Origin of the sequence: Billgrantia lactosivorans (genome assembly GCF_003254665.1) — a bacterium.
Lineage (GTDB): Bacteria > Pseudomonadota > Gammaproteobacteria > Pseudomonadales > Halomonadaceae > Halomonas > Halomonas lactosivorans.
The window spans coordinates 512,539-539,126 of sequence record NZ_QHGY01000001.1; the positions used below are offsets into that span (position 1 = coordinate 512,539).

Here is a 26,588-nt window from a genome sequence, read left to right on the forward strand (position 1 = left end):
CGTCCTGTGGTCAGGAAAGGTCATGTCGGGAACGGGCCCCGGGGTGCGCGTTCGGCCGGCCACCGCGACGGCCAGGCGGCGACCCAGTCGGCGATGGCTTCCACGTCGTCCAGGTCGAGCCAATCGACATCGTCCGGCACCGCCACCGGGGGCTGGCTGGCCACTGCCCGGATCCACGGGTCCTCGGCCACGCGCAGCGTCTTGCCCAACGCCTCGCGGTACAGCTCGAGCTTGGGCAGGGGCCAGGCCTTGAAGCCCTCCACCAGCACCAGGTCCGGACGCTGCGGCCGCAGCACCTCGATCAGCTGAGCCAGGTCGGCCTCCTCCTGGTCGGGCGTTTCCCTCATCATGGCCCACCTGGCCCGCGAGGCAACCAGCATCGGCGCGGCTCCTGCCTGGCGCAGGCGGTGGCTGTCCTTGCCCGGCTGATCGACGTCGAAAGCGTGATGCGCGTGCTTGATCACGGCCGTACGCAGCCCACGCGCCGCCAGCCGCGGTAACAGCCCCTCGAGCAGCGTTGTCTTGCCGGTCCCGCTCCAGGCGGCGATGCCGAGCAGCGGCAGCGCCTCGTCAAGGGTCAGCGGGGCATGCTGCGGTGATGGCATCAGGGTCGACTCTCCTCGTTCAGGCGCCTCTCCAGGCGCTGCTTGTCCTGTACGGTGTTGAGATTGCCGAAGGCGGCGGGGCAATCGCTGAAGTCCACGCTGGCCCAGGCATGGCGCTCGAGCCAGCGCCCGACCTTGCGCTCCCCCTCCGCGAGGGCGGCGCGCAGGTCGTCCGCCAGCGCACGCTCCAGCAGCATCACCACCGGATGCAGGCGCTCGCCGTCATGGGCCACGGCGATGCGGCAATCGTCGATGCCGGCCGCCATCCGAACCACCAGGTCCGCTGGCAGCGCCGGCGTGTCGCAGGGCACGACCAGCACCCAGGGAGTGGTGGCCGCACGGAGCCCGCTGTAGATGCCCATCAGCGGGCCCTGAAAGCCACTCTCGGCATCGCTCACGACACGATCGCCAAGGCGGCGATAGCTCTCGAGGTGACGATTGGCACTGACCAGCACTTCGCCCACCCTGCCCGCCAGACGCGCCCGGACGTGCTCCACCAGCGCCAGCCCGCCCAGCCGCTCCAGGCCCTTGTCGCGCCCGCCCATGCGACGACCTCGCCCGCCGGCCAGGATCAGGCCGGTGATCTCGGTTGCCGGGTTTGGAACGCGGCTGAGGGGGGAAACGGACATAGCCTCCATGATGCCTCAGCCGGCACGCCGGTGCCATTGCCCGCGAGCCCATCGCCCGCTGTCGTGATCCGGGTCACCTTATGCATGACGGCCGCAGCGGGTATCATGCGTCAAACAAATCGAACGACCTGGACCTGACAATGGAAGGATTTGATGTGGGGACGCGTCTGCGCGAGCTGCGCAAGACACGCAAGCTGTCCCAACGCGAACTGGCCAAGCGAGCCGGCGTCACCAACAGCACCATCTCGCTGATCGAGCAGAACAGCGTCAGTCCTTCGGTGAGTTCGCTGAAAAAGATCCTCGATGCCTTGCCGGTATCGATCAGCGCCTTCTTCGCCGGCGACGAACCCTCCCCGCCACGCGCCTTCTACCCTGCCGAGGAGCTCACCGAGATCGGCGACGGCCACCTGTCGTGGCGCCTGGTGGCGGCACGCCGCCCCGATCGCAGCATGTCGATCATCCATGAGCGCTACCCGCCCGGGGCCGATACCGGCGAGGAGATGCTCGAGCACGACGGCGAGGAAGGCGGCGTGGTGGTCGCCGGCGAGATCGAGCTCACCGTGGCCGGCGAAGCGCGGCTGCTGCGCAGCGGCGATGCCTACTACTTCGACTCCCGCCTGCCCCACCGCTTTCGCAACGTGAGCGACGCGGAGTGCGTGATCGTCAGCGCCAACTCCCCGCCGACCTTTTCCGAGGGCGGCAGGGAGCTGCATCACGCCTGAGCTTGCCCGCAAACTGGCTGCGCTTGCCGATGTTTCAAACAACCCTCAAGGCTATGCGTCACGTCACTCCTCATCGGCGGTGGGCAATACCCAGTTCAGCACGATGCCCACCAGGGCCGCCAGGCTCACGCCCTGCAGGGTGAACTGGCCGCCGCCGAACTGCATGCCGCCGATGCCGAACACCAGGATCAGCGAAACGACAACGAGGTTGCGCGGTGCGGTCAGCGAGTGGCCGGCGCGCACCAGGGTGTTCATGCCGACCACCGCGATGGAGCCGAACAGCAACGTCATGATGCCGCCCATCACCGGGCCGGGAATGGTCTGCAGCAGTGCCCCGAGCTTGGCCACGAAGGCCAGTCCGATGGCGAAGCAGGCGGCCACCACCATGATCTTCGGGTTGAACGCCCGGGTCAGCGTCACCGCCCCGGTCACCTCCGAATAGGTGGTGTTGGGCGGCCCACCGAACAGCGCCGCGGCGGAGGTCGCCAGGCCGTCGCCCAGCAGGGTGCGATGTAGCCCCGGCTTTTCCAGGTAGTTACGGCGCGTGACCGAACCGATGGCGATCATGTCGCCGATATGCTCGACGGCCGGCGCGATGGCCACCGGGATCATGAACAGGATCGCCGCCCAGTGGAAGCTCGGCGCGGTGAACGAGGGCATGGCCAGCCAGTCCGCTTCGCGCACCGGCGTGAAGTCGACCAGGCCCATCATCAACGCCATGCCATAGCCCACCAGGATGCCGCCCATGATCGGCACCAGCCGCAGCAGGCCACGGCCGAATACCGCCAGCACCAGCGTCACCAGCAGGCTGGCCATGGACAGCAGTATCGCCGGCCCGTAGTCGATGTGGTCGCTGGTCTCGCCGCTGGCCATGCTCACTGCCACCGGCGCCAGCGCCAGGCCGATCACCATGATGACCGGCCCCACCACCACCGGCGGAAGCAGGCGATGCAGCCAGGCGGTGCCCTGCATGCGCACCGCCTGCGAGATCGCCACGTAGACCAGCCCAGCGGCCATCAGGCCGCCCATGGTGGCGGGTACGCCGAAGTTGGCCACCGAGCCCTGGATCGGCGCGATGAAGGCAAACGACGACGCCAGGAAGACCGGTACGGTCACCCGGGTCACGCCGTGAAACACCAGCGTGCCGAGCCCGGCGGTAAACAGCGCCACGCTGGGGTCGAGCCCGGTCAGCAGCGGTACCAGCACCAGGGCACCGAAGGCGACGAAGAGCATCTGCGCCCCGGTCAGGATCACCCTGGCAAGGGATTCGGTCGGCGCCTGCGCAGCCGCCACGTGTTCGCTCATGGGAAGCCATCCTTCTCTTGTGTCGTTAAGTGCGAATGAAGGCATCCTGCCCAGAAAAACGCCCCTGGATCGCAATCTCAGGGGCGTCTCGTCCGTATCCTGCGGCCTACCGGGTGCCGAAGATCTTGTCCCCCGCATCACCGAGGCCAGGGACGATGTAGCCATTTTCGTCCAGGTGGTCATCGATGGCGGCGGTATAGATCTCGATGTCGGGGTAGGCGTCCTGCACTCGCTTGATGCCCTCGGGAGCCGCCACCAGCACGATCACCTTCATCTGCTGGCAGCCCCGCTCACGCAGCATGTCCAGCGTAGCCACCATGGTGCCCCCGGTGGCCAGCATCGGATCGATGACGATCGCCAGGCGCTCGTCGAGGTCGCCCGCGAACTTGGCGAAATAGGGGACCGGCTGCAGCGTCTCCTCGTCACGATAGAGCCCCACCACGCTGATCCGGGCGCTCGGTATCAGGTCGGTCACCCCGTCGAGCATGCCGAGGCCGGCACGCAGGATCGGCACGATGGTCACTTTCTTGCCCTTGAGCAGCTTCACCGGAATCGGCTTGCCGCTCCAGCCGTCGATATCCTGCTCCTCGAGCTCCAGGTCCTTGGTCGCCTCGTAGGTGAGCAGCTTGGCCAGCTCACCGGCCAGCTCGCGAAAGCTCTTGGTGCTGATGCCGGCTTCGCGCATCAGACCCAGCTTGTGCTGGACCAGCGGATGTTGAATGGCATGGACGCTCATGACGGACCTCTCGGCGTGGGATGAAAGTGGCGACCCTGGTCGCATGGACGAGTCGCGCGCATTTTACCTGCAACCCGCGATCAGGTTAAGGCATGTCCGCCACTTGGCCACGACGACTCAAGGGCTGGCGGGCAGTTGCCAGTCGATCGGCTCGCGACCGTTTGCCACGAGGAAGGCATTGGCCTGCGAGAAATGCCGATTGCCGAAGAAGCCGCGATGCGCCGAGAGCGGCGACGGGTGCGGGGATTCCAGCACTCGATGTCGCGCCGTGTCGATCAGCGCCTTCTTCTGCCGGGCATGGCTGCCCCAGAGCAGGAACACCGAGGGTTCGGCGTGGGCGCTGACGACCTCGATGGCGCGATCGGTGAAGGCCTCCCAGCCCCTGCCGCGGTGCGAGCCGGCATTGCCCTGCTCCACCGTGAGCGAGGTGTTGAGCAGCAGCACGCCCTGCCGCGCCCAATACTCCAGGTTGCCATGGGCGACCGGCTGGCAGCCGACGTCGGCGGCCAGCTCCTTGTAGATGTTGACCAGCGACGGCGGCGTCGGCACGCCGGGACGCACCGAGAAGCACAGGCCATGGGCCTGGTCGGGGCCGTGGTAGGGGTCCTGCCCCAGTATCACCACCTTGACCCGCTCCAGCGGGGTCAGGTCGAACGCCCGGAACCAGTTGGATGAGTGCGGGTAGATCACCTTCCTGGCGGCCTTCTCGGCGGCCAGGAAATTGCGCAGCTCGCGCATGTAGGGGGCGTCGAACTCGCTCCCCAGCCAGCGCTGCCAGCTCTCCGTCAATGGACAGCTCATGCGCAGCCGCCCCGCTTATCGCTTGACCTGGTCGACCAGTGGCTCGACGTAGGCCACGCCCATGTCCCAAGGGAACTGGATCCAGCAGTCCTGTGCCACCTCGGTCAGGTACTGGTCCACCAGCGGCCGCCCTTCCGGCTTGGCATACACGGTGACGAAATGCGCCCTGGGCAGCATCTCGCGCACCTTGCGCGCGGTCTTGCCGGTATCGACCAGGTCGTCGACCAGCAGCCAGCCGTCGCCATCGTGATCGACTCCCTTCATGACATCCAGCCCGCCCTGGTCCATGTGGTCGTAGCTCTTGATGCATACGGTGTCGATCAGGCGCACGTTCAGCTCGCGGGCGATCAGCGCCGCCGGGATCAGGCCGCCGCGGGTAATCGCGACGATGCCCTTGAAGTCGCGCTCGACGAGACGGTGACAGAGTTCGCGCACGTCGCGATGCAACTGGTCCCAGGAGACGGTGAAGTGCTGGTGATAGCGGGCGTTGCTCATGGTGGTGTCACTCGTCCTCATTGAAGGAGCAGACCGCGAAGACCCCGAAGCCGGCCTCGCGAATCCTGGCCGAGCCGCCGATTTCCGGCAGGTCGATGATGGTGGCGGTCTCCACCACCTGCCCGCCGGTACGCGTGATGAGCTTGGCGGCGGCCAGCATGGTGCCGCCGGTGGCGATCAGGTCGTCCATGATCAGGATCCGGTCGCCCTGGCGGAACGCATCGGAGTGCAGTTCCACCTCGGCCTGTCCGTACTCCAGCGTGTAGGTCTCGCTGATGGTGCGAAACGGCAGCTTGCCCTTCTTGCGCACCGGCACGAAGCTGCAGCCCAGCTCGTAGGCGACGGGCGCACCGATGATGAAGCCGCGCGCGTCGATGGCGGCGATCGCATCGAGCTCCATGTCCTGGTAGCGATGCACGAAGCTGTCGATCAGCTTGCGAAAGGCCGAGCTGTTCTGCAGCAGCGGCGTGATATCGCGAAAGTTGACCCCCTGCTGCGGCCAGTCGGGGACGGTTCGGATCACGGACTTGATGTAGTCGCCGTATATGCTCATCGCGGGTCTCGGTGCGGAAGTGTCAGTCAAGGAACAGGAACTTCAATACGAACAGGATCGCCAGTATGACCACCGCCGGGTTGAGGTCGCGGAAACGGCCGGAGAGGGTCTTGATAGCAGCGTAGCTGATGAAGCCCAGCGCAATGCCCTCGGCGATGGAGAAGGTCAGCGGCATGGCCAGCGCGGCGATCAGCACGGGGGCGGCATCGGTCGGGTCGTCCCAGTTGGCGTGGGACAGGCTGCCGGCCATCAGCACCGCGACGTAGAGCAATGCACCGGCGGTGGCATAGGCCGGGATCGAGCCGGCCAGCGGGGCGAAGAACAGGCTGACCAGGAACAGCACGGCCACCACCACGGCGGTGAGGCCGGTACGGCCGCCCGAGGCGATGCCCGCGGTCGACTCGATGTAGCTGGTCGTGGTCGAGGTCCCCAGCACGGCGCCGGCCATCGAGGCGCCGCTGTCGGCCATCATGGCGCGGCCGAGGCGCGGCAGCTTGCCCTCCTTGTCGAGCAGCCCGCCCTTGTGCGCCACGCCCACCAGGGTGCCGGAGGTGTCGAACAGGTCGACGAAGAGAAAGGCGAATATCACGCTGAGCATGGCCACGTCGAGCGCACCGGCCAGGTCGAGCGCCATGAACGTCGGGGCGATGGAGGGCGGCATCGACATCAGCCCGCCGTACTCGTTGTGGCCCAGGATAATGGCGACCACCGTGACCCCGAGGATACCGATCATCACCGCGCCGGTGACGTTGAGGTAGGCCATCGCGGTGATGGCAAAGAAGCCCAGCAGCGCGTAGATCGCGGCGGGTTCGGAGAGGTCGCCCAACGCCACGTAGGTGGCCGGATCCGACACCACGATGCCGGCGTTCTTGAGTGCGATCATGGCCAGGAACAGGCCGATGCCGGCGGCGATGCCCAGGCGCAGGGAGAGCGGGATGGAGTGGATGATCCACTCGCGCACCTTGAAGATGCTGAGCAGGAAGAAGCACAGGCCGGAGAAGAACACCGCCCCCAGCGCCGCCTCCCAGCTATAGCCCATGCCGAGCACCACGCCATAGGTGAAGAAGGCGTTGAGCCCCATGCCGGGCGCCTGGGCGATCGGATAGTTGGCCCACAGGCCCATGACCAGACAGCCGATGGCGGCCGCCAGGCAGGTGGCGACGAATACCGCGCCGTAATCCATGCCCGCCTCGGAGAGAATGCTGGGGTTGACGAAGATGATGTAGGCCATGGTCAGGAAGGTGGTGATCCCGGCAATGACCTCGGTCTTCACGCTGGTGTGGTGTTCGGTCAGCTTGAAGTGTCTATCGAGCATGTTCTTCATTTTTGGCATTCCTGCGCACAAGGGCTGGTATTCGGCCAGGGAGCGAGAAAAGCCGCACATGGTACCCAAAGGCCGCCGACGATGCGAGGCCGCCCCTGAACGCCATGCCGCGGCACGGTTCGCTCTGTATAAGCAAACTCTGCGCCAAGCGCCAGCGCGGCCGCCAACGCAGGCTTGACGAAACGGTCATTTGAACCGCGACTCAAGCGCCGCGCGCGGCGAGCACGCGCTCGACCGTCTCGACGATGGCCTGGGTCTGCGGATCGATTTCGATGTTGACCCGCTCGCCCGGCACGCGATCGACCAGAATGGTGCGCTCCAGCGTCTCGGGTATGAGGTCCACGCAGAAGCGCGGGCCATGGTCGGCCGTGGCCCGCCGCACCTCGCCGATGGTCAGGCTGATACCGTCGACCCCGATGTAGCCCTTGTCGAACAGGAAGCGCCCCAGCGCATGGGGCACCTCGAACCAGAGCCGGCGGTTGTTGGGCGCCTGATCCAGCTCCACCAGCTCGGCCATGGCCATGATGTGCCCGGACATGGCATGCCCGCCGATCTCGTCACCGAAACGCGCCGCCCGCTCGATATTGACGCGATCGCCCTCGCGCAGCGCACCGAGATTGGTCACCCGCAGCGTCTCGCGCATCAGGTCGAAGCTGACCCGTTCGCCGTCGATGGCGGTGACGGTCAGGCAGACGCCGTTGTGCGCCACCGAGGCCCCGGGCGCGAGCCCTTCGCGCAAGTGCTCGGGCAGGCTCACCACATGGGTGCGGAAGGCCTCCGCTTCCTGGATGGCGACGACCTCGGCCGTCCCCTGTACGATGCCTGTGAACATCACGCCTCCTGGGCCGTTGCGACAGCGGTGAGAAAGGATTGGGCTCGCAGTGTAAGAATACGCGGCCGCAACGTCCATCGGCAGCGCAGTGCGTGGCGCCAGCTGGACAGAACGAAGCCATGCACGGCACAGAGAATTCAGGAAATCTTGCTGATAACTGGCGCGAAGGATGCAAACATACACCAGCGGATTGACAGCATGCTGCTTTGGTCCTAGTATTCGCCATCACATTTCAGGCGCCGATTTGTACCCGGATTGCGGGCGCCCACGCCGATGGGAAATGGAACACTCCATGCCCCGCGACGTGAAGTGCAGCTAAAAGGGTGTGTCCAGCGTTGATGGCCACCCGTCAGGGTGGCCTTTTTTTCGTTTCGGCCATCCGCCCCGGCGACCGCTGCGCCCGCCCCTCCGGGACGGCCTCTCAGGAAGCCAGATGATCACGCTACGCAACGTCTCCAAGACCTACCATCTCACCAGCCCATCAGGCCGGCTGCCGTTCGCTGCGCGTCGGCGCGACCAGCCGCCCAGGACGATCGAGGCGCTGAAGAATGTCGACCTGCACGTCCCCCAGGGCAGCATCCACGGCGTCATCGGCCTCTCCGGCGCCGGCAAGTCGACCCTGATTCGCTGCGTCAACCTGCTCGAGCGCCCCTCCAGTGGCAGCGTCGTGGTCGACGGGCAAGAGATGACCGACCTCTCGGCCGCCGAGCTCAACCAGGCACGCCACCGTATCGGCATGATCTTTCAGCACTTCAACCTGCTGACCACGCGCAGCGTGTTCGACAACGTCGCCCTGCCGCTGGAGCTGATGGGCATGAGGCGCAGCGCCATCCGCGAGCGCGTGCGGCCGCTGCTCGAGCTGACCGGCTTGACCGACAAGGCGCGCCAGTACCCGGCCCAGCTCTCCGGCGGCCAGAAGCAGCGCGTGGCCATCGCCCGGGCGCTGGCCAGCGAACCCCGCGTGCTGCTGTGCGACGAGGCAACCTCGGCGCTGGACCCGCAGACCACCGGCTCGATCCTCGCCCTGCTGCGCGAGATCAACCAGAAGCTCGGCCTGACCATCCTGCTGATCACTCACGAGATGGAGGTGGTCAAGTCGATCTGCCACCGGGTCGGCCTGATCTCCGACGGCGAACTGGTCGAGGAAGCCGAGGTCGGCGACTTCTTCACCGCCCCGCGGACACGCCTCGGCCGTGAGTTCCTCAACGACTTTCTCCAGCTCGAGCCACCCAAGGCGCTGGTCGAGAGGCTCGAGGAGGCGCCGGGCGAGCGCACCCACCCGGTAGTGCGCCTGGCGTTCTCGGGCGATGCGGTCTCCACGCCGCTCATCTCGCGCCTGGCGCGGGAGTGCGGTGTCGACGTGAGCATCCTGCAGGCCAAGGTCGAGTCGATCCAGGAGCGCACCCTGGGGCTGATGATCGCCGAGCTGCTCGGCTCGCCGGCGCAGACCCGCCGCGCCATCGACTACCTCGAAACCCATGATCTTCACGTGGAGGTGCTCGGCCATGTCCAGCGCGATGATTGACCTGATCCTCCAGGCGACCCTCGACACCCTCTACATGGTCGCCGTGTCCGGCGTGATCTCTGCCCTGTTCGGTGTCCCGCTGGGCGTGCTGCTCTACGTCACGCGCCCGCGCCAGATCCTCGCGCGCCCGGCACTCAACCAGGCACTGGGCATGGTGACCAACGTCGGCCGCTCGATACCCTTCATCATCCTGATGGTGGCGATTATCCCTTTCACGCGGATGATCGTCGGCACTTCGATCGGCACCAACGCGGCCGTCGTGCCACTGACCCTCGCCGCCATCCCTTTCGTCGCGCGGCTGGTGGAAGGCGCGCTCAACGAGATACCGCCGGGCCTCGTCGAGGCCGCCCAGTCGATGGGGGCCACGCCGCACCAGATCATCACCAAGGTGCTCCTGCCCGAGGCCCGCGGCGGCATCATCACAGGGCTCACCATTACCGTGGTCACCCTGGTGAGCTACTCGGCGATGGCCGGCGCGGTAGGCGGCGGCGGCCTGGGCGACCTGGGCATCCGCTACGGCTACAACCGCTTCAACCCCACCATCATGCTGGTCACCGTGGCCATCCTGGTGGTCATGGTACAGGGCTTCCAGAGCCTGGGGGATTATCTGGTACGCAAGTCGGATCGCAAGTGACGCCACACCCAAGGAGAATGACCCAATGCAAGCAAGCCTGCCCCGCCTGCTCGGCGCCGCCACCCTCGTCGGCACTCTCGCCACTGCCAGCCTGATCGCCGGCTGCGGCAACGGCGACGACGCCGAGACGCGCTCGATCAAGGTCGGCACCATGTCCGGCCCCGAGTCGGAAGTGATGGAGGTGGCGGTCCAGATCGCCAAGGAGCGCTACGATCTCGAGGTCGAGATCGTCGAGTTCACCGACTACGTCTCGCCCAACGCCGCGCTGGCCGACGGCAGCCTCGACGCCAACGCCTTCCAGCACGAACCCTACCTGCAGAGCATGATCGACGATCGCGGCTACGACCTGGCCGTGGCCGGGCACACCTTCGTCTATCCCATCGGCGCCTACTCCGAGAAGCACGAGAGCCTCGACGAGCTGCCCGACGGCGCCACCATCGCCCTGCCCAACGACCCCACCAACGGTGGCCGCGCGATGATCCTGATGCACAATGCCGGCCTGGTGGAACTCGACGATCCCGAGAACCTCGAGGCGACACCGGTCGACGTGGTCGAGAACCCGCACGATTTCCAGTTCCGCGAGATCGAGGCGGCCCAGCTGCCGCGCGTCCTGGAGGACGTCGACTTGGCGTTCATCAACAACACCTTCGCCCAGCCGGCCGGCCTGCACCTGGATGACGCGCTGCTCAAGGAGGGGCCCGAATCGCCCTACGTCAACCTGATCGCGGTGCGCGCCGGCGACGAGGAGCGCGAGGAGATCCAGCAACTGGTCTCGGCCTACCAGAGCGAGGAAGTTGCCGACAAGGCGCTGGAGCTGTTCGACGGCGGCGCCGTGCCCGGCTGGGAGTGATCGCGCCGGCACGAGGTGCCGACGGCAACGGGCCGACGCATGGCGTCGGCCCGTTGGCAGCGTGCAGTCGCCTGGCGTTCAGCCGACCTTGCGCTCGACCTTTTCGATCCGCCCCTCGAGGCTCTGATCCTTGTCGCTCGCGGTGGCAATGCGGATCGCACTGTCCACCCGCGGCGCGCCACGCTCGTGCAGCACCTCGTGGCAACGCTGCACGACGCGCATCACGTTCTCCCACGACCCCTCCAGGTTGGTGCCATGGGCATGCAGGCGATACTTGAGCCCGGCCTCCTCGATCACCTCCTCGCAGGCGGCGATATGGGACGACAGCGAGGCTCCGGCCCCGATCGGGGTCACGCTGACATCGGCAACCACATGCATACTCAATCCTCCTGATCGACCATCGGGTATCCTTACCCGCAACCTAGTGGCGCCATCCGCATACTTCAAACCTGAGAGGAGATTCCATGGCGATCGCCGCAACCGACTATGTCCGACTCGCCCGCCAGCTCGAGGCGCTGCTCGACGGTGACGACTGGCTGGTCAACAGCGCCCAGTTCTGTGCCTTCCTCTGGCAGGAGCTGCCGGAACTCAACTGGGCGGGATTCTATCTGCAGCGGCAGCCTGGGCTGCTTACCCTCGGCCCCTTCCAGGGCAAGCCCGCCTGCAACCCGATTCCGTTCGCCAAGGGCGTGTGCGGCGCTGCTGCCCGCAGCCTCAAGGTCCAGCGCATCGACGACGTGCACGCCATCGCCGACCATATCGCGTGCGACGCGGCGTCGAGGGCGGAACTGGTGATACCGATCGTGCGGCAGGGAACGCTATGGGGCGTGCTCGATCTGGACAGCCCGCGCGAGGCCCGCTTCAGCGCCGAGGATCAGGCCGGCATCGAGCGGCTGGTCGCGGTATTCGTCGCCCGCACCCGGTTGCCGGAGTTCCTCGCTTCGCCGTCACCAAGCGACGGCTGGCAGCGAGGAGAGCGGTAGCGTGGGACAGCGCAACAGCAGCAACGCCCCGTGGCACTGGCCACGAGGCGTTGCGGAAGTCTGGTAGGACCAAGCGGATTTGAACCGCTGACCTCCACGATGTCAACGTGGCGCTCTAACCAACTGAGCTATGGTCCTGAAGTCGATGGGGAAAGCTGGTAGGACCAGGCGGATTTGAACCGCCGACCTCCACGATGTCAACGTGGCGCTCTAACCAACTGAGCTATGGTCCTGCTTCCGGCTTTCTGCGGCTGCCACCTGCTCGAGGAGACGAACCGCGCGTCACCGCCCTATCTTCGCTGCGGCAACGGATGCATATCTTACCGATATCGCTGCCTTTTGCAAGCTTCAGGCAGTGCTTTTTACACGCCGCACCGCCTCGAGCCAGCCACTATAAAGCCGCTCACGCTCGGCTTCCGGCATGCTCGGCGTAAAGCTGCGTTCGCAGCGCCAGAGTTCGGCGATCTCCTCCAGGTCGCGGTACCAGGCGAAGCGCAGCCCCGCCATGTAGGCCGCCCCCAGCGCCGTCGTCTCGAGTACCGTGGGCCGGTCGACCTGCACCCCCAGCATGTCGGCCAGGAACTGCACCAGCCAGGAATTGGCCGCCATGCCGCCATCGACGCGCAGCGTGCCCGGCGGGACTCCCATGTCGTCGCTCATGCAGGCCTGCAGGTCGCGGGTCTGGTAGCAGACCGCCTGCAGCCCCGCGGCGACGATCTCGGCGATGCCGGTATCCCGGGTCAGGCCGAGGATCGCACCTCGGGCCTTGGGGTCCCAGTGCGGCGCGCCCAGCCCGGTGAAGGCGGGTACCAGGTAAACGCTGTGGCCGTCACGGGTCTGCTTGGCCAGGGCCTCGGTCTCGGCGGCATCCTTGAACAGCTTGAGCCCATCACGCAGCCACTGCACGGCCGCACCGGCGACGAAGATGCTCCCCTCCATGGCGTAGGTGGGCGTGCCGCCAAGGCGGTAGGCCACGGTGGTCAACAGCCGGTTGCGCGAGGTCGCCGGCTTGTCGCCGGTGTTGACGATCATGAAGCAGCCGGTGCCGTAGGTGCTCTTGCCCATGCCCGGCTCGAAGCAGGCCTGCCCCACCAGCGCGGCCTGCTGGTCGCCGACCACTCCGCCGATGGGCAGTTCGGTGCCCAGCCACTGGGCCTGGGCGGTACCGAAGTCGTCACTGCTGTCGCGCACCTGTGGCATCAGTCCCCGGGGGATGCCGAACAGCGCGAGCAGCTCCTCGTCCCACTGCTGGGTATGGATGTTGAACAGCATCGTGCGCGAGGCGTTGGTGGCGTCGGTGGCGTGGACGCGGCCACCGGTCAATTGCCATAGCAGGTAGCTGTCCACCGTGCCGAAGGCGAGTTCGCCGCGCTCGGCGCGCTCCCGGGCCCCTTCCACATTATCCAGCAGCCAGCCCAGCTTGGTGGCGGAGAAGTAGGGGTCGATCAGCAGCCCGGTGCGCGCCTGGACGAGGTCGCCGTGGCCCGCATCGCGCAATCGCTGGCACATGTCGGCGGTTCGCCGGTCCTGCCAGACGATGGCATTGTAGAGCGGGCGCCCCGTGGCCCGGTCCCACAGCAGGGTGGTCTCGCGCTGGTTGGTGATGCCGATCCCGGCGATGGCGTCCAGCGCCACGCCCGACTCCTTCACCACCTCCCGGCAGGTGGCCAGCACCGTGTCCCAGATATCCTGCGGATCGTGCTCGACCCAGCCGTCATGGGGGAAATGCTGAGGAAATTCCCGTTGTGCCACACGCACTACATGGGCGCCACGGTCGAAGAGGATGGCTCGTGAACTGGTGGTGCCCTGGTCGATGGCGAGGAGATAGTCGGCCATGTTACGTCCCGTCGTTGTATGTTCGTTTATGATCATCAAGAGTACTGGAGAATGTTCGCAATGCTTTACGACTTTCGTAGAATAATGCAGTGATCGCCTGCCGGCAGCGTGCCGAATCGCTTACACTCGCGTGATCGAAAGGGAGCCGACATGAACCAGCAACAACGACAAGACGCCATCGTTGACCTGGTGCGCCGCCAGGGCTACGCCAGCATCGAGCAGCTTACCGAGCACTTCTCCGTCACCCCCCAGACCATACGTCGCGACCTCAATGCGCTGGCGGAGGAAGGCATGATTCGCCGCGTGCATGGCGGGGCGGGGCTCGAATCGAGCACCGTCAATACCGCCTACAGCACGCGCAAGAACCTCAATCTCGACGCCAAGCGGCGCATCGCCGACCTGCTGGCGCGGCACATTCCCGACCACGCCTCGCTGTTCATCAACATCGGCACCAGCAACGAAGTGGTAGCGGAAGCCCTGCTCGATCACCAGGGGCTCGAGGTGATTACCAACAATCTCAACGTGGCGGCCATCCTCCAGCACAAGGAGGACTTCAACGTGATCATCGCCGGTGGCCAGGTGCGCTCGCGGGACGGCGGCATCATCGGCGAGGCGACGATCGACTTCATCAATCAGTTCAAGGTGGACTTCGGCATCATCGGCATCAGCGGCATCGACGAAGACGGTTCGCTGCTGGAGTTCGACTATCAGGAGGCACGCGTCGCCCAGGCCATCATCCTCAACTCCCGCCAGGTCTACCTGACCGCCGACCATTCGAAGTTTCATCGCAACCCCGTGGTGCGCCAAGGCAACATTGCCCAGCTGGACGCCCTCTTCACCGACCGCCAGCCCCCCGAGCGCATCGTCCACCTCATGCAGGTCAACGACGTCGCCCTGCATATCGCCTGACCCCGGCCCGCCCAGCAGACGCCTCGCCGGCATCCAGGTGTCGGCACAGCGTTGCCTGCCCCCTTGATGTTCGCTTTCGATTGTTCTATGTTCGCTTTCAAACATAGACTGTGGAAACGGCACCGCTCCCGCGGGCCCAAGCTCGGAGCCCTCCCTCCCATGACGCAGACGCCTCGCAAGCCACTCGACATGTTCATCATCGGCGGCGGCATCAACGGTACCGGCATCGCCAACGACGCGGCCGGCCGCGGGCTGGCGGTCGCCCTGTGCGAACAGGGCGACCTGGCCGGCGCCACCTCCTCGGCCAGCAGCAAGCTGATTCACGGTGGCCTGCGCTATCTCGAACATCACGAGTTCCGTCTGGTCGGAGAGGCCCTGCGCGAGCGTGAGGTCCTGCTGCACAAGGCTCCCCATATCATCTGGCCGCTGCGCTTCATTCTGCCCCACCGCTCCCACCTGCGCCCGGCGTGGATGATCCGTGCCGGGCTGTTCCTCTACGATCACCTGGGAAGGCGCAAGCGGCTGCCTGGCTCCCGCGGCATTCGCTTCCACACCGATTCCCCGCTGAAACCGGAAATAATGCGCGGTTTCGAATATTCGGATTGCTGGGTAGATGATGCCCGGCTCGTGGTGCTCAACGCCCTCCAGGCGCGGGAAGGCGGTGCCGAAATCCTGGTGCGCACGCGCTGCACGGGGGCTCGGGAGGAGAACGGGATCTGGCGCATCGAGCTGGAAGACATGCACAGCGGGGAGCGTTTCGAGCGCCATGCGCGAACACTGGTCAACGCCGCCGGCCCCTGGGTCGAGCGAGTGGTGCGTGAACAGGCGGCGCGCCCCTCGCGCTACTGTATCCGCATGATCCAGGGAAGCCACATCGTCGTGCCTCGCCTCAACACCGACGACCGCGCCTACATCCTGCAGAACAGCGACCGGCGCATCGTCTTCGTGCTGCCCTACGAGGACGACTTCAGCCTGGTCGGCACCACCGATCAGCGCTTTCATGGCGATCCGGCCCAGGCCGCCATCAGCGAGCAGGAGACCGACTACCTGCTCGGCGTGGTCAACGAGCACTTCCGTCGCCAGCTCGACCGACGCGACGTGATTTCCAGCTTTTCGGGCGTGCGCCCGCTCTGCGACGACGAGTCGGCCGACCCCTCGGCCATGACCCGCGACTACACCCTGGCCCTGGACGACAATGGCGCCCCGCTGCTCTCGGTCTTCGGCGGCAAGATCACCACCTACCGCAAGCTGGCGGAGGCCGCCCTGAAGCTGCTGGCCCCCGCCCTGCCCGGCATGGGAGCGAGCTGGACCGCAACAGCCACGCTGCCGGGGGGCGACATCGACAGCCAGGCGGACTTCATGGCCCAGCTGCTTCATGATTATCCCTGGCTCGGCGAGACGCGTGCACGGCGCTTCGCGCGCAGCTACGGCAGCCTCTGCCTGCGCTTTCTCCAGGGCGCCAGGAGCGAGGAGGAGCTGGGCGAGCACTTCGGCGCCGGCTTGACCGCCGCCGAAGCCGACTACCTCGTCGATCATGAGTGGGCGCTCAACGTCGAGGACATCCTGTGGCGACGGACGAAACTGGGCCTGCGCCTCACGCCGAGGCAGGTGGACGTACTGAAGCGTCACATCGAAAAGCACCGCCACGGGCTGGCCGCATGAGGCCCCCATCGCTTAGGCTCTGAAGGAGGAAGCGCTTCCCTCGTCTCACTTCACCCGGGCAGGAGCCTATGACCCTTCCTACAGCCGCGCTCGCCGCGGTGGTGGCGCTGCTGCTCGCGGCCACCGTCGTCGCCAAGCTGCCCCTTCGCTGGTGGTGGATACGGGCCTGCGAATTCCCGCGCATGCAGCTCGCCTTCCTGGCGGTGATCACGGCGCTGCTATCGCTGCCGCTGGAGCCGCCGTGGCGCTGGAGCCTGCTCGCATCGAGCCTGCTCGTGGTCGCCCTCCAGGCCCGCTTCATCCTGCCCTGGACCCGCCTGTGGCCGGTCCAGGTCCAGGCCGCCGAACCGGGCCAGGCAAAACGCTGCATCACGCTGCTGATCGCCAATGTGCTGACTCCCAACCGCCAGGCCGCGCGTTTCGTCGAGATCGTTCGCCAGCACGACCCGGACCTCATCCTCACGCTGGAATCCGACGCCTGGTGGCAGGAGCGGCTAGACGAGTCCCTCGAGCCGCACTGGCCCCATGCCGTCAAGGTCCCGCTGGACAATCTCTACGGCATGCACCTCTATTCACGCCTGCCGCTGGACTCCCCCCGCGTGGAGTGGCTGATCCAGGACGATATCCCCTCGATTCATACCCAGGTGACGCTCGAAAGCGGCGACAGGCTGATCTTTCATGCACTGCATCCCCGCCCACCGGCGCCCAACGAGAGCGAGGAATCCCTGTGGCGCGATGCCGAGCTGCTCCTGGTCGGGCGCAAGATCCATCGCCATCCCGTTCCCACCATCGTTGCCGGCGACCTCAACGACGTGGCCTGGTCGCGCACCACCCGCCTGTTCTGCCGCATCAGCGGCATGCTCGACCCCCGCCGAGGGCGAGGGAGGTACAGCACCTTCCACGCCCGCTACCCCCTGCTGCGCTGGCCCCTCGACCATGTCTTCACCAGCGAGCACTTCACCCTCAAGTCGCTCAAGGTACTGCCGGCCTTTGGTTCGGATCACTTCCCCATCCTGGCCACGCTCTGCTTTCGCCCTGACCGAAGTGGCGAACACGACAACCCCGACGCCGATGGCGACGAACGCGAATGGGCGCGCCAGACGATCCGCGAGGCCCTGTCGCGCGAACAGGAGACATGATGGAGCCCCTCATTCCGGAATGCCGCCCTGGGTCAGCCGGGCCGGATCGAGCAGGCGCTCGAGCTCCTCGCGGCTCAGGTCGGTCTGCTCCGCCGCCACCTCGATAATCGGCCGCCCCGCCTGGTAAGCCTGCTTGGCAATGGCCGCGGCGGCATCGTAGCCGATCACCCCGTTCAGCGCCGTCACCAGGATGGGATTGCGCGCCAGCGGCTCGGCCAGCCGATCCTCGCGCACGCGGAAGGTCGCGATGGCGCGTTCGCCGAGCAGCCGCGCCGTGTTGCTCATCAAGCCGATCGAGGTCAGCAGGTTGTTGGCGATCAAGGGCATCATCACGTTGAGCTGGAAGTTGCCGCTCTGCCCCGCCACCGTCACGGCGGTATCCAGGCCGATCACCTGGGCGGCGGCCTGGGCGGCGGATTCGGGAATAACCGGATTGACCTTGCCCGGCATGATCGAGCTGCCGGGTTGCAGCGCCTCGAGCTCGATCTCGCCGAGCCCCGCCAGGGGGCCGGAGTTCATCCAGCGCAGGTCGTTGGCGATCTTCATGACCACGCAGGCCAGGCCCCTGAGCTGTCCGGAAAGCTCCACGGCGGCATCCTGGGAGCCCAGGCTGGCAAAGAAGCTATCGTTGGGGCTCAGCGACAGGCCGGTCTGTGCGCTGAGCTCGCGTGCCATGCGTTCGGCGAACTCCGGATGCGCATTGATGCCGGTACCCACCGCCGTGCCTCCCTGGGCCAGGCGCGACAGCCGCAGCATGGCGCTGTCGATCCGCTCGATCGCCTGGCCGACCTGGCTCGACCAGCCGCCCAGCTCCTGACCCAGGCGCAGCGGCATGGCATCCATCAGGTGGGTGCGTCCTGTCTTGACCACGCCATCCAGTTCCCGGGCCCGGTCGTCGATGGTCGCGCGCAGCTGCACCAGCGCGGGGCGCAGCCGCGAGGCCACCTCCAGCGCCGCGGAGAGGTGGATGGCGGTGGGAATCACGTCGTTGCTCGACTGGCCCATGTTGACGTGGTCGTTGGGGCCAATCTCAAGGCCATCGCGTCTGGCGAGATGGGCGATGACCTCGTTGACGTTCATGTTGCTGGAGGTGCCCGAACCGGTCTGGAACACATCCACCGGAAACTGATCGTCGTGGCGGCCGTCGACGACCGCCTGGGCCGCCGCCACGATGGCCTCGGCCCGCTCGCCGTCGAGCAGCCCCAGTTCCCGGTTCACCCTGGCCGCGGCCAGCTTGATGCGGGCGATGGCATGGATGAACGCCACCGGCAGCGCCTGGCCAGAGACGGGAAAGTTTTCCACCGCGCGCTGGGTCTGGGCGCCATAGAGCGCTGCTGCCGGCACCCGCAGCTCGCCCATGCTGTCGCGCTCGATACGATGCTCGCTCATGTCACTCCCTCGCTGGTCGAATCCTTCCTTCACCATGGGTCCACGAGCAGCCGCATGCAAGGCGTGGGAAGACGGGCGCGGCGAGTGGCCGTCCGGCCCTGGCGAACTGACAGTCTCGAGAACGCTTTTGATCGCTGCAGTATCGCTCGCTTTTATGACAGTTATCGTTGTTTCGCCTTCCCCCTCCTCCCTAAGATGACTTCGCCAGCCAAATGGAAGGCACAAAACAACGACTCGTAAACAGCGAAAGATCTCGTGGAGCCAGATGACATGTTGGACATGCAAGCTTCCCTGCTGCTGCTTCCCCAGGAGCAGTTGACCCTCGCCAGTACCCATGAAGTGGCGGAACTCCAGCGCTATCGTCGGCTGTCTCTCAGCTTCCTGCCCAGGGCCCCCCAGGTCAGCCGACTGATGTCCTGCCTGGGCTTGCAGTGCGAGAAGCGACTCGACACCTTGCGCGGGGTCGCCAGCAGGCTGGAGCTGGAGGCCTGCGTCACCAGCCCCGCCGCGATCACTGCTAGCTTCGCATCGGCGCCCCGGCACTTCTTTGTCGAGGAGGATGGCATGGCCGTTCAACTGCTCGACCAGGCCATACACATAGCGGTGGAGACGAAGCGCTTCTTTGCCTGGCTGCTGGAGACCAATGCCACGCCGGAACTCCACCGGACGTTTGTCGACTTCGTCAGGGAAAAGGAGGCCGAGTGCCACGTGCTGCTCGAGTTTCGAGAGCACCAGACGGCTCCGGCTGTCTTGCGCCATGCCTAGGCTGCGCGGTTCATGCCCTCTTCTGCCGCCTGCCGGTGGAAGAGGCCAAGCGTTCCAGGCCGGCCATGTCGAGCAAGTGATAATCACGCGCTTTCACATCAAGCAGCTGCTGGGCCTGGAAGGTAGCCAGGGTCCTGCCCACCGTTTCGTGGGTCAGCCCCAGATAGCTGCCGATGTCGCTGCGCGACATGGCAAGGCGAAAATGCCGCGAGGAGTAGCCGCGCCGACGGAAGCATTCCGATAAGGACATCAGAAAATAGGCCAGGCGGGCTTCCGCTGTGCGTGACAACAGTTGATGAAGCCGCAGCCGCTCTTCCTGCATCGTGCGGCTGATGTTGCGTTGCAGATGCCGGCGCAGGATCGGCATTCGCGTGCCCAGCTCATCCAGGCGCTCAAAGGGCAAGCGGCACACCGACGACAGTTCCAGGGCAACGATCGAGCCGGGATAGTGCCCGGGACCGATGGCATCGAAACCGATGAGGTCTCCCGGGAGGTAGACTGCGGTCAGGAGAGTGTCGCTATTGGTATCGGCGGTGACCTGCTTGAGGCTGCCGGTTCGCACTGCAAACAGGTATCGAAAGGCGACCCCTTGCTGTACCAGGTGATCGCGCTTATCAAGCCTGATCGGGGCGTCGAGAATCGGAATGATGCTGTCAAATTGCTCGGGCGTCAGGTCAGGAGGCAGGCAAAGCGCCTTCAAGTAGCAGGATAGGCACTGAGATGCCAATGAATCATGAACCTTGTTGCCCTGGTTCGACATGCGGCAGCCCTCGTCCTTTGGACACAGGAATAAGTATAGGAGCCCGCCTGCGCTCTGCAGTTTGAGTTCCCTCATGCCATCGACGGACAGGCTTGTGACATGCCTCAGGCATGGGATGAAAAAATCCATGCTGCACGAAGAGTGACCGCGACCTAGTGTTAATGCTGCAACGCCGCAGGCACAGCGTTACCTCTGGGACAAAGAGGAACGCGCCTCGAGGGAACTAAGTCATGTACAAGACATCCTGGATGACGTCTGACATTCTCAGCCGGCTCAACGCCAACGCAGGCATGCTACTGGTGCGCAGCCTCTGGGATTACTGCCCCGAGCACATGTTCATCGTTCGCGTCGAGGGCCCCGCCGAGTTCGTGATCGAAGCGATGAACCCGACCCGTCGCGCCATGCTGGGGGATGAGTCCTCCTTCGTCGGCAAGCGCATCGAACAGTTACTGCCTCACCCCATGTGCCACGGGGTGATCGCCAACCTGAGCCGCTGCGTCGAGTGCGGCAGCCCGATCCGCTACGAAGAGAAAGGGGGCTACATCGACCGCAACGGGATTCGTCAGCAAGGGCACTGGCAGACTCTGCTGGTGCCGATCACCAACCAGGAAGGGGCCGTCACCCACCTGTTCGGCGTGTCCCGCGACATGTCGTTGCTGCCCGAGCAGCCTCTCGGCGCCAGCCCCGAGAGCAAGGAGTTCGAACGGCGGGTACACGAGCGAACGGCCGAACTCGTCGCTGCCAACGAGCAGTTGACCCACCTGGCAACGCACGACTACCTCACCGACCTCTACAATCGACGCTACCTGATGGAACTCGCCGAACTCGAGCTTCGCCGCGTCTCTCGCTATGACCAATCGCTCTGTCTGATGATGCTCGACATCGATCATTTCAAGGGAATCAACGACCTCGAGGGGCACCTCGTCGGCGACGAGGCCCTGCGCAGCGTCGCCCGCACGATACTGGCCACGGTCAGGGAGTGTGACCTCGTCGGTCGCTACGGCGGCGACGAGTTCCTGATCCTGATGCCGGAAACCACGGCCGACGGCGCGCGGGAGATCGCCGAGCGCCTGTGCCGCACGCTGTCCCAGTCGACTCGGTTCACGATCAGCGTCGGTATTGCCAGCCTGGAACCGGACGATCAATTCGTCGTCGACCTGATTCATCGCGCCGACACCATGCTGTTGCAGGCCAAGCGCAACGGCCGCAATCGCATCGAGTGCGCCGGCTGAAAGAGGATTGCCGAAGCGTATATTGCGATGCACAAGCAATCCTGTTATGCTGCAGTGCAGCAGGACGAATACTCGTTCGTTATCCATCGCGAACCCGGAGGTTCACAGGAAATGATGAAGACATTCAGCTTCGATACCAAGCCGTTCGAAGCCATGCTTATCGGCCCGGCCCGCGCCTATGCCGCCCTGAGCATCGACTACACCGAGAAGCTGCTCGCCGCTCAACTGGACACCGCCAAGGCCTACACCGATACCGGCCTGGCCCAGGCCCGCGAACTGCTTGACGTGCGCGATGCCGATGGCCTGCGCAGCTATATCGAAGGTCAGCAGCAGTTCGCCAAGAACATGGCCGAGCGCTTCAAGGGCGATGCCGAGAAGGTCGTCTCCCTGAACCAGGATTTCCTGCAGCAGAGCCAGAAACTCGCCGAGAGCAGCCTCAAGCAGACACAGCAGGCCGCATCCGCGAAGTCGTGATATTGCCGTAGGCTCACGACCCGAAGGCTCATCGAACCCGCTTCGATGGGCCTTTCACTCGTCTGTGGAGCTGTCCCCCGCCTCCCCTCATCGTATATGCTCGATACCCATGGGCATGGCAGGGAGGAAGCGAACGAATGAAAGCCTGGATTCCCCTGGCCCTGGTGGGCCTGATTCTTGCCGGTTGCCAGATGATGGAGCCGGGCCCGCCCCCCGAGCGTGTCGAAATCATCGAGATCGGCGAGCCCCAGCGTCCCGATGCCGAGCGTCGCGACGAGCAACGCCCCACGGCACCTTCCCGCGTTGCACGCCAGGTGGCCTTCCCCGCCGACGAGTACGCCGCACTGCCGAAATCAGGTACCGCCTCCATCTCCGGCCGGCTCAGCCTCAACGGCAGCCCGGGTGCCGGCGAGACCGTTTCCGTCGCCCCCGTGACCACCTATTCGGCCGAAGCCGCGGAACATGCGCTGGCCGGGCGAGCGGTCGAGCCGGCCGACCCTAGGGCGCGCGAGTACACCCACACGACCCGCACCGACGGCAACGGCAACTTTACCCTGCAAGGCCTTCCCGCCGGCGAGTTCTACGTCTCGGGTAGCGCGGTCAACCCCGCCAACGGACGGCGCCAGGTCATGCTGCGCCAGGTGTCGCTACGTGACGGTCAGCGCCTCGAGGTCAACCTGAGCCGCTGACGAGTGCTACCAGCCCAGTGCCTGCTTGACGAAAGGAATGGTCAGCTTGCGCTGGGCGGAAAGCGAAGCACGATCGAGGAGAGACAGCGCCTCGAACAGCTCGTCCAGGCGCCTGGGGCCACGATGCAGAATATAGCGCGCCACCTCGTCCGGCAGCTGCATGCCCCGCACGCGGGCACGCAGCTGCAGAGCCTGCAGCCGTTCGCCGTCGTCCAGCCGCTGGAGATGAAAGGTCACCCCCCAGGTAAGCCGCGAGGCCAGGTCGGGGAGCTTCACCGGCAGCTGCCGGGGCGCCACGGCGGCCGACACCACCAGCCGCTTGCCGGCATCGCGCAGGCGATTGAAGGCATGGAACAGCCCCTCTTCCCAGCGCCGCCGGCCGATGACGCTATCCACGTCGTCGATGGCCACCAGGTCGAGGCGCTCGGCATCCTCGAGCATCAAGGGGGGAAAGTGGCCGAGGTCCTGAAGCGGCAGGTAGAGGGCGCGCAGGTCACGATCCGAGGCCGCATGGCAGGCCGCCTGGAGCAAGTGGCTGCGGCCGCTGCCGGACGCTCCCCACACGTAGAGGAACGGCTCACCGCCATCATCGAGCTGCCGCGAGAGGTGCTCCACCAGGCTGGCATTGGCTGCCGGCAGGAAGCTGTCGAAGGTCGCATCGTCGCGCAGCCCCACCCCCAATGGCAGCTGCGCAGGCACTCGGCTCATGGTGAATCCTCGTTGCGATGCTCCGGTCTGTCGACATCGTACAGGGTGCTTCGCTTGTAACGCTCGTGGAGCTCACGCAAGAGTACCATGATCACCGCGGCCACCGGCAGCGCCAGCAGTACCCCGGTGAAGCCGAACAGGTTGCCTCCCGCCAGCACGGCGAAGATGACCGCCACCGGATGCAGGCCGATGCGATCCCCCAGCAGCTTGGGCTGCAGCAGCGTGCTCTCCAGGACCTGGCCGATGGAGAAGACCACCACCACCCCGACCAGGGCGAGCCAGGTACCGAACTGGAAGAACGCCACCAGCAGCGCCACGCTGATGCCGAGGATGAACCCCAGGAACGGCACGATGCTGGCCAGCCCCGCGATCATGCCGATCAACAGGCCGAAGCGTACACCGACGAGCGTCAGGCCGAGCGCATAGATGACGCCCAGCGACAGCATGACCAGCAGCTGCCCACGCAGGAAAGCCGAGAGCACCTCGTCGCAGCGGCGGCTCAGGCGCACCACGTCGGGCTCCCAGCGACGCGGGAGCATGTCATGCAGGTTGGCAATCATCCTGTCCCAGTCGAGCAACAGGTAGAAGGTCACCACCGGGATCAGCGCCACGTAGGTGACCCAGGAGAGGAAGGCCATGCCCGAGCGACCCACCTGGCCCAGCAGCTGGGCGGCGTACTCTCCGGCATTCTGCCAGTTCTCCGCCAGCGTCTGCTGGATGGCATCGAGATCGGCGGTCACGTCGAGCCCGACCCAGTCCTGCAGCTGCGGGGCCAGCACGGTCTGTACCCAGGCGAAGATTCCCGGGATCATCTGGTTGAACTGGCGGATCTGCTGCATGATCAGCGGAATCAGGATCAGCAGGGCGACCGCCAGCAGGATCGACATGATGAGAAATACCGCACACACCGCCAGCATGCGCGACAGGCCCAGGCGCTCGAGACGATCGGCCAGGGGATCGCTCAGGTAGGCCAGGATCATGCCGGCGATGAACGGCATGAGCATCGTTTCCAGCTGGAACAGCAGCCAGACCAGCGCTACTACGCCGAGCAGAATCCACCATTCTCTGCGCATCACACCTCCCTGCGTTAGTCGTTCACGGCGATGCGAGCCGTGTTTCGTGATGCTACAATTCCGGCCCGATCTTGCCCACTGCTTTGGCCATCAGGCAACGCTTCGCCTGGTGCAGCCAACGGACCATCAACCGCGATTCTTCCTACAGGACAGGCCATGACCGACTCCACCTCTCACGACAACGCCAAGGCTTCGCTGAGCTACAAGGATGCCGGCGTGGACATCGATGCCGGCAATGCCCTGGTCGATCGCATCAAGGGCGTCGCGAAGCGCACCATGCGCCCCGAGGTGATGGGTGGGCTGGGAGGCTTCGGCGCCCTGTGCCAGCTGCCCTCCGGCTATCGCGAACCGGTACTGGTCTCCGGGACCGACGGCGTGGGTACCAAGCTGCGCCTGGCCATGGACCTGGGTCGCCACGACACCATCGGCATCGACCTGGTCGCCATGTGCGTCAACGACCTGGTGGTGGCCGGCGCCGAACCGCTGTTCTTCCTCGACTACTATGCCACGGGCAGGCTCGAGGTGGACATCGCCGCCGACGTCGTCGCCGGCATCGGCGAAGGCTGCGAGCGCGCCGGCTGTGCGCTGGTCGGCGGCGAGACCGCCGAGATGCCGGGCATGTACGAGGGCAGCGACTACGATCTGGCCGGCTTCTGCGTCGGCGTGGTGGAGAAATCCGAGATTCTCGACGGCAGCAAGGTCGGCGAGGGCGACGTGCTGCTGGGCATGGCCTCCAGCGGCGCACACTCCAATGGCTATTCGCTGATTCGCAAGATCCTCGAGGTCAGCGGCGCATCGCTGGATACCGCCGTCGACGGTCAGTCGCTGGGCGATGCCCTGCTCGCGCCGACGCGCATCTACGTCAAGCCGCTGCTCTCGCTGATCAAGGAGAGCGGCGTCACGGTGCACGCCCTGTCGCACATCACCGGCGGCGGCCTGCTGGAGAACGTGCCGCGCGTGCTGCCGGAGACGCTGGGCGCTCGTATCGACGTCAAGAGCTGGAGCCGTCCGGCGCTGTTCGACTGGCTGCAGGAACAGGGCAACGTGGCGGAGGAAGAAATGTACCGCGTGCTCAACTGCGGCATCGGCATGGTCATCGTGGTGCCCGCCGACCAGGCCGACCAGGCCCGCGCCCACCTGCAGGCCCAGGGCGAGACGGTCTATCGCATCGGCGAAATCGTCGCCCGCGACGAAGGCGGGTCGGCCGTGCAACTGGAGAACCTCGAGGCATGAGCGAGACCTATCCCGGCGATACCCTCAACGACCTGACGCCCGAGCCGACCGGCGCACGCCGCGTGGTGGTGCTGATCTCCGGCAACGGCAGCAACCTGCAGGCGCTGATCGACGAGCAGACCCACGACCGGCTGGGCGGCGAGATCGTCGCCGTGATCTCCAACGTGGCGGACGCCTACGGCCTGCAGCGCGCGCGCGACGCCGGCATCGATGCCGTGGTACTGCCGCACGGCGAGTACGACAGCCGTGAGGCCTACGACGGCGCGCTGATCAAGGTGATCGAGCGCCACGAACCCGACCTGGTGGTGCTCGCCGGCTTCATGCGCATCCTCAGCTCGCGCTTCGTGCAGCGCTTCCACGGCCGCATGCTCAACATCCACCCCTCACTGCTGCCCGCCTACCGCGGCCTCGACACCCACGCCAAGGCGCTGGCCGACGGTGTGGCCGAGCACGGCTGCAGCGTGCACTTCGTCACCGAGGAGCTCGACGGCGGACCGGTAGCGATCCAGGCCGTGGTGGCGGTGAGCGAGGGTGAGACCGAGGCCAGCCTCAAGGAGAAGGTGCATGCCCGCGAGCACCTGATCTACCCCATCGCGGTGAAGTGGTTTCTGGAAGGCCGACTGCGCCTCGAGGGCGACACCGCCGTGCTCGATGGCACTCCGCTGCCGCCCCAAGGGCTACGCCTCTCCCACGCCGACGCCGCCGAAGAATTGGATGAAGAGTAG

At 65.9% G+C, this 26,588-nt stretch carries 29 protein-coding genes and 2 tRNA genes; 14 read left to right on the forward strand and 17 right to left on the reverse strand.

Going from position 1 to position 26,588, the window contains the following annotated elements:
- Positions 1-20: 20 nt before the first annotated feature.
- Together mobB and mobA are read right to left on the reverse strand one after the other, a co-directional pair.
- On the reverse strand, positions 21-605 hold the full coding sequence (gene mobB, locus DIS04_RS02210; RefSeq protein ID WP_111412083.1) for a molybdopterin-guanine dinucleotide biosynthesis protein B: 585 nt from the start codon (positions 603-605) through the stop codon (positions 21-23).
- A complete protein-coding gene (gene mobA, locus DIS04_RS02215) occupies positions 605-1,234 on the reverse strand; it encodes a molybdenum cofactor guanylyltransferase MobA (RefSeq protein ID WP_111412084.1) in 630 nt (209 codons plus the stop codon). The genes mobB and mobA overlap by 1 nt, the downstream gene beginning before the upstream one ends.
- Before the next feature lie 140 nt (positions 1,235-1,374).
- Between mobA and DIS04_RS02220 the strand changes: the two genes are divergently transcribed.
- Positions 1,375-1,956, forward strand: coding sequence for a cupin domain-containing protein (locus DIS04_RS02220; RefSeq protein ID WP_111412085.1), 582 nt, complete (start codon positions 1,375-1,377; stop codon positions 1,954-1,956).
- 63 nt (positions 1,957-2,019) lie between these two features.
- On the opposite strand, the gene DIS04_RS02225 is transcribed toward DIS04_RS02220, so the two are convergent.
- The 7 genes from DIS04_RS02225 to DIS04_RS02255 form a co-directional block, all read right to left on the reverse strand.
- Positions 2,020-3,261, reverse strand: coding sequence for a uracil-xanthine permease family protein (locus DIS04_RS02225; RefSeq protein ID WP_111412086.1), 1,242 nt, complete (start codon positions 3,259-3,261; stop codon positions 2,020-2,022).
- A gap of 106 nt (positions 3,262-3,367) precedes the next feature.
- The gene (gene upp, locus DIS04_RS02230; protein WP_111412087.1) at positions 3,368-3,997 is read right to left on the reverse strand and encodes a uracil phosphoribosyltransferase; all 630 of its coding nucleotides are present in this window, start codon (positions 3,995-3,997) and stop codon (positions 3,368-3,370) included.
- A 117-nt stretch (positions 3,998-4,114) separates the two neighbouring features.
- Positions 4,115-4,798 (reverse strand): uracil-DNA glycosylase, encoded by a 684-nt coding sequence (gene ung / locus DIS04_RS02235; protein WP_111412088.1) that lies wholly within the window; start codon positions 4,796-4,798, stop codon positions 4,115-4,117.
- Positions 4,799-4,813: 15 nt separating this feature from the next.
- Positions 4,814-5,293 carry a xanthine phosphoribosyltransferase gene (gene gpt, locus DIS04_RS02240; RefSeq protein WP_111412089.1) on the reverse strand — a complete coding sequence of 160 codons (480 nt, stop codon included), beginning with the start codon at positions 5,291-5,293 and terminating at the stop codon, positions 4,814-4,816.
- A 7-nt stretch (positions 5,294-5,300) separates the two neighbouring features.
- Complete coding sequence (locus tag DIS04_RS02245) at positions 5,301-5,846, reverse strand: adenine phosphoribosyltransferase (protein WP_111412090.1); 546 nt, start codon at positions 5,844-5,846, stop codon at positions 5,301-5,303.
- Between the two features lie 22 nt (positions 5,847-5,868).
- A complete protein-coding gene (locus tag DIS04_RS02250) occupies positions 5,869-7,161 on the reverse strand; it encodes a solute carrier family 23 protein (protein WP_111412744.1) in 1,293 nt (430 codons plus the stop codon).
- Positions 7,162-7,372: 211 nt separating this feature from the next.
- On the reverse strand, positions 7,373-8,002 hold the full coding sequence (locus DIS04_RS02255) for a riboflavin synthase subunit alpha (RefSeq protein ID WP_111412091.1): 630 nt from the start codon (positions 8,000-8,002) through the stop codon (positions 7,373-7,375).
- A gap of 433 nt (positions 8,003-8,435) precedes the next feature.
- Here DIS04_RS02255 and DIS04_RS02260 point away from each other — a divergent pair, with 433 nt between their 5' ends.
- Genes DIS04_RS02260 through DIS04_RS02270 form a run of 3 tightly spaced genes read left to right on the forward strand, consistent with a single transcriptional unit; the run spans position 8,436 to position 11,011 of the window.
- Entirely contained in the window at positions 8,436-9,527 is a 1,092-nt protein-coding gene (locus DIS04_RS02260) for a methionine ABC transporter ATP-binding protein (protein WP_111412092.1), read from the forward strand.
- On the forward strand, positions 9,508-10,161 hold the full coding sequence (locus DIS04_RS02265; RefSeq protein WP_111412093.1) for a methionine ABC transporter permease: 654 nt from the start codon (positions 9,508-9,510) through the stop codon (positions 10,159-10,161). Before DIS04_RS02260 ends, DIS04_RS02265 begins: the two co-directional genes overlap by 20 nt.
- 25 nt (positions 10,162-10,186) lie before the next feature.
- Entirely contained in the window at positions 10,187-11,011 is an 825-nt protein-coding gene (locus DIS04_RS02270; RefSeq protein WP_111412094.1) for a MetQ/NlpA family ABC transporter substrate-binding protein, read from the forward strand.
- A gap of 78 nt (positions 11,012-11,089) precedes the next feature.
- On the opposite strand, the gene DIS04_RS02275 is transcribed toward DIS04_RS02270, so the two are convergent.
- Positions 11,090-11,389, reverse strand: a complete 300-nt coding sequence (locus tag DIS04_RS02275) for an MTH1187 family thiamine-binding protein (RefSeq protein WP_111412095.1) — start codon at positions 11,387-11,389, stop codon at positions 11,090-11,092.
- A gap of 86 nt (positions 11,390-11,475) precedes the next feature.
- Here DIS04_RS02275 and DIS04_RS02280 point away from each other — a divergent pair, with 86 nt between their 5' ends.
- The gene (locus DIS04_RS02280) at positions 11,476-11,994 is read left to right on the forward strand and encodes a GAF domain-containing protein (protein ID WP_111412096.1); all 519 of its coding nucleotides are present in this window, start codon (positions 11,476-11,478) and stop codon (positions 11,992-11,994) included.
- A gap of 61 nt (positions 11,995-12,055) precedes the next feature.
- On the opposite strand, the gene DIS04_RS02285 is transcribed toward DIS04_RS02280, so the two are convergent.
- The 3 genes from DIS04_RS02285 to glpK all read right to left on the reverse strand — a co-directional run bounded on the left by DIS04_RS02285 (position 12,056) and on the right by glpK (position 13,830).
- Positions 12,056-12,132: transfer RNA gene (locus DIS04_RS02285), tRNA-Val, on the reverse strand.
- 18 nt (positions 12,133-12,150) lie between these two features.
- Positions 12,151-12,227, reverse strand: a tRNA-Val gene (locus DIS04_RS02290).
- Positions 12,228-12,342: 115 nt separating this feature from the next.
- The gene (gene glpK / locus DIS04_RS02295; RefSeq protein WP_111412097.1) at positions 12,343-13,830 is read right to left on the reverse strand and encodes a glycerol kinase GlpK; all 1,488 of its coding nucleotides are present in this window, start codon (positions 13,828-13,830) and stop codon (positions 12,343-12,345) included.
- A gap of 150 nt (positions 13,831-13,980) precedes the next feature.
- On the opposite strand from glpK, the gene DIS04_RS02300 reads away from it, so the two are divergent.
- From DIS04_RS02300 to DIS04_RS02310, 3 genes are all read left to right on the forward strand, one after another.
- Positions 13,981-14,739, forward strand: a complete 759-nt coding sequence (locus DIS04_RS02300; RefSeq protein ID WP_111412098.1) for a DeoR/GlpR family transcriptional regulator — start codon at positions 13,981-13,983, stop codon at positions 14,737-14,739.
- A 159-nt stretch (positions 14,740-14,898) separates the two neighbouring features.
- Positions 14,899-16,401: a glycerol-3-phosphate dehydrogenase gene (gene glpD, locus DIS04_RS02305; protein ID WP_111412099.1), complete on the forward strand. Its 1,503-nt coding sequence runs from the start codon at positions 14,899-14,901 to the stop codon at positions 16,399-16,401.
- A 68-nt stretch (positions 16,402-16,469) separates the two neighbouring features.
- A complete protein-coding gene (locus tag DIS04_RS02310) occupies positions 16,470-17,540 on the forward strand; it encodes an endonuclease/exonuclease/phosphatase family protein (RefSeq protein ID WP_111412100.1) in 1,071 nt (356 codons plus the stop codon).
- Positions 17,541-17,549: 9 nt separating this feature from the next.
- Here DIS04_RS02310 and DIS04_RS02315 read toward each other — a convergent pair whose 3' ends face one another.
- Positions 17,550-18,929, reverse strand: coding sequence for a class II fumarate hydratase (locus DIS04_RS02315; RefSeq protein ID WP_111412101.1), 1,380 nt, complete (start codon positions 18,927-18,929; stop codon positions 17,550-17,552).
- A gap of 279 nt (positions 18,930-19,208) precedes the next feature.
- Here DIS04_RS02315 and DIS04_RS02320 point away from each other — a divergent pair, with 279 nt between their 5' ends.
- Positions 19,209-19,694, forward strand: coding sequence for a hypothetical protein (locus DIS04_RS02320; protein WP_245904457.1), 486 nt, complete (start codon positions 19,209-19,211; stop codon positions 19,692-19,694).
- Between the two features lie 10 nt (positions 19,695-19,704).
- On the opposite strand, the gene DIS04_RS02325 is transcribed toward DIS04_RS02320, so the two are convergent.
- Positions 19,705-20,454 carry a helix-turn-helix domain-containing protein gene (locus DIS04_RS02325; protein WP_111412103.1) on the reverse strand — a complete coding sequence of 250 codons (750 nt, stop codon included), beginning with the start codon at positions 20,452-20,454 and terminating at the stop codon, positions 19,705-19,707.
- Positions 20,455-20,684: 230 nt separating this feature from the next.
- On the opposite strand from DIS04_RS02325, the gene DIS04_RS02330 reads away from it, so the two are divergent.
- From DIS04_RS02330 to DIS04_RS02340, 3 genes are all read left to right on the forward strand, one after another.
- Positions 20,685-21,686: a sensor domain-containing diguanylate cyclase gene (locus tag DIS04_RS02330; protein WP_111412104.1), complete on the forward strand. Its 1,002-nt coding sequence runs from the start codon at positions 20,685-20,687 to the stop codon at positions 21,684-21,686.
- Positions 21,687-21,797: 111 nt separating this feature from the next.
- Positions 21,798-22,160 (forward strand): phasin family protein, encoded by a 363-nt coding sequence (locus tag DIS04_RS02335; RefSeq protein ID WP_111412105.1) that lies wholly within the window; start codon positions 21,798-21,800, stop codon positions 22,158-22,160.
- Between the two features lie 137 nt (positions 22,161-22,297).
- Complete coding sequence (locus DIS04_RS02340; protein WP_111412106.1) at positions 22,298-22,849, forward strand: carboxypeptidase-like regulatory domain-containing protein; 552 nt, start codon at positions 22,298-22,300, stop codon at positions 22,847-22,849.
- A gap of 6 nt (positions 22,850-22,855) precedes the next feature.
- Here the strand turns inward: DIS04_RS02340 and hda are convergent, their stop codons facing one another.
- Positions 22,856-23,557: a DnaA regulatory inactivator Hda gene (gene hda, locus DIS04_RS02345; RefSeq protein ID WP_111412107.1), complete on the reverse strand. Its 702-nt coding sequence runs from the start codon at positions 23,555-23,557 to the stop codon at positions 22,856-22,858.
- The gene (locus DIS04_RS02350; protein ID WP_111412108.1) at positions 23,554-24,630 is read right to left on the reverse strand and encodes an AI-2E family transporter; all 1,077 of its coding nucleotides are present in this window, start codon (positions 24,628-24,630) and stop codon (positions 23,554-23,556) included. Before DIS04_RS02350 ends, hda begins: the two co-directional genes overlap by 4 nt.
- A gap of 156 nt (positions 24,631-24,786) precedes the next feature.
- Between DIS04_RS02350 and purM the strand changes: the two genes are divergently transcribed.
- The gene (purM, locus tag DIS04_RS02355) at positions 24,787-25,863 is read left to right on the forward strand and encodes a phosphoribosylformylglycinamidine cyclo-ligase (RefSeq protein ID WP_111412109.1); all 1,077 of its coding nucleotides are present in this window, start codon (positions 24,787-24,789) and stop codon (positions 25,861-25,863) included.
- Complete coding sequence (purN, locus tag DIS04_RS02360; protein ID WP_111412110.1) at positions 25,860-26,588, forward strand: phosphoribosylglycinamide formyltransferase; 729 nt, start codon at positions 25,860-25,862, stop codon at positions 26,586-26,588. Before purM ends, purN begins: the two co-directional genes overlap by 4 nt.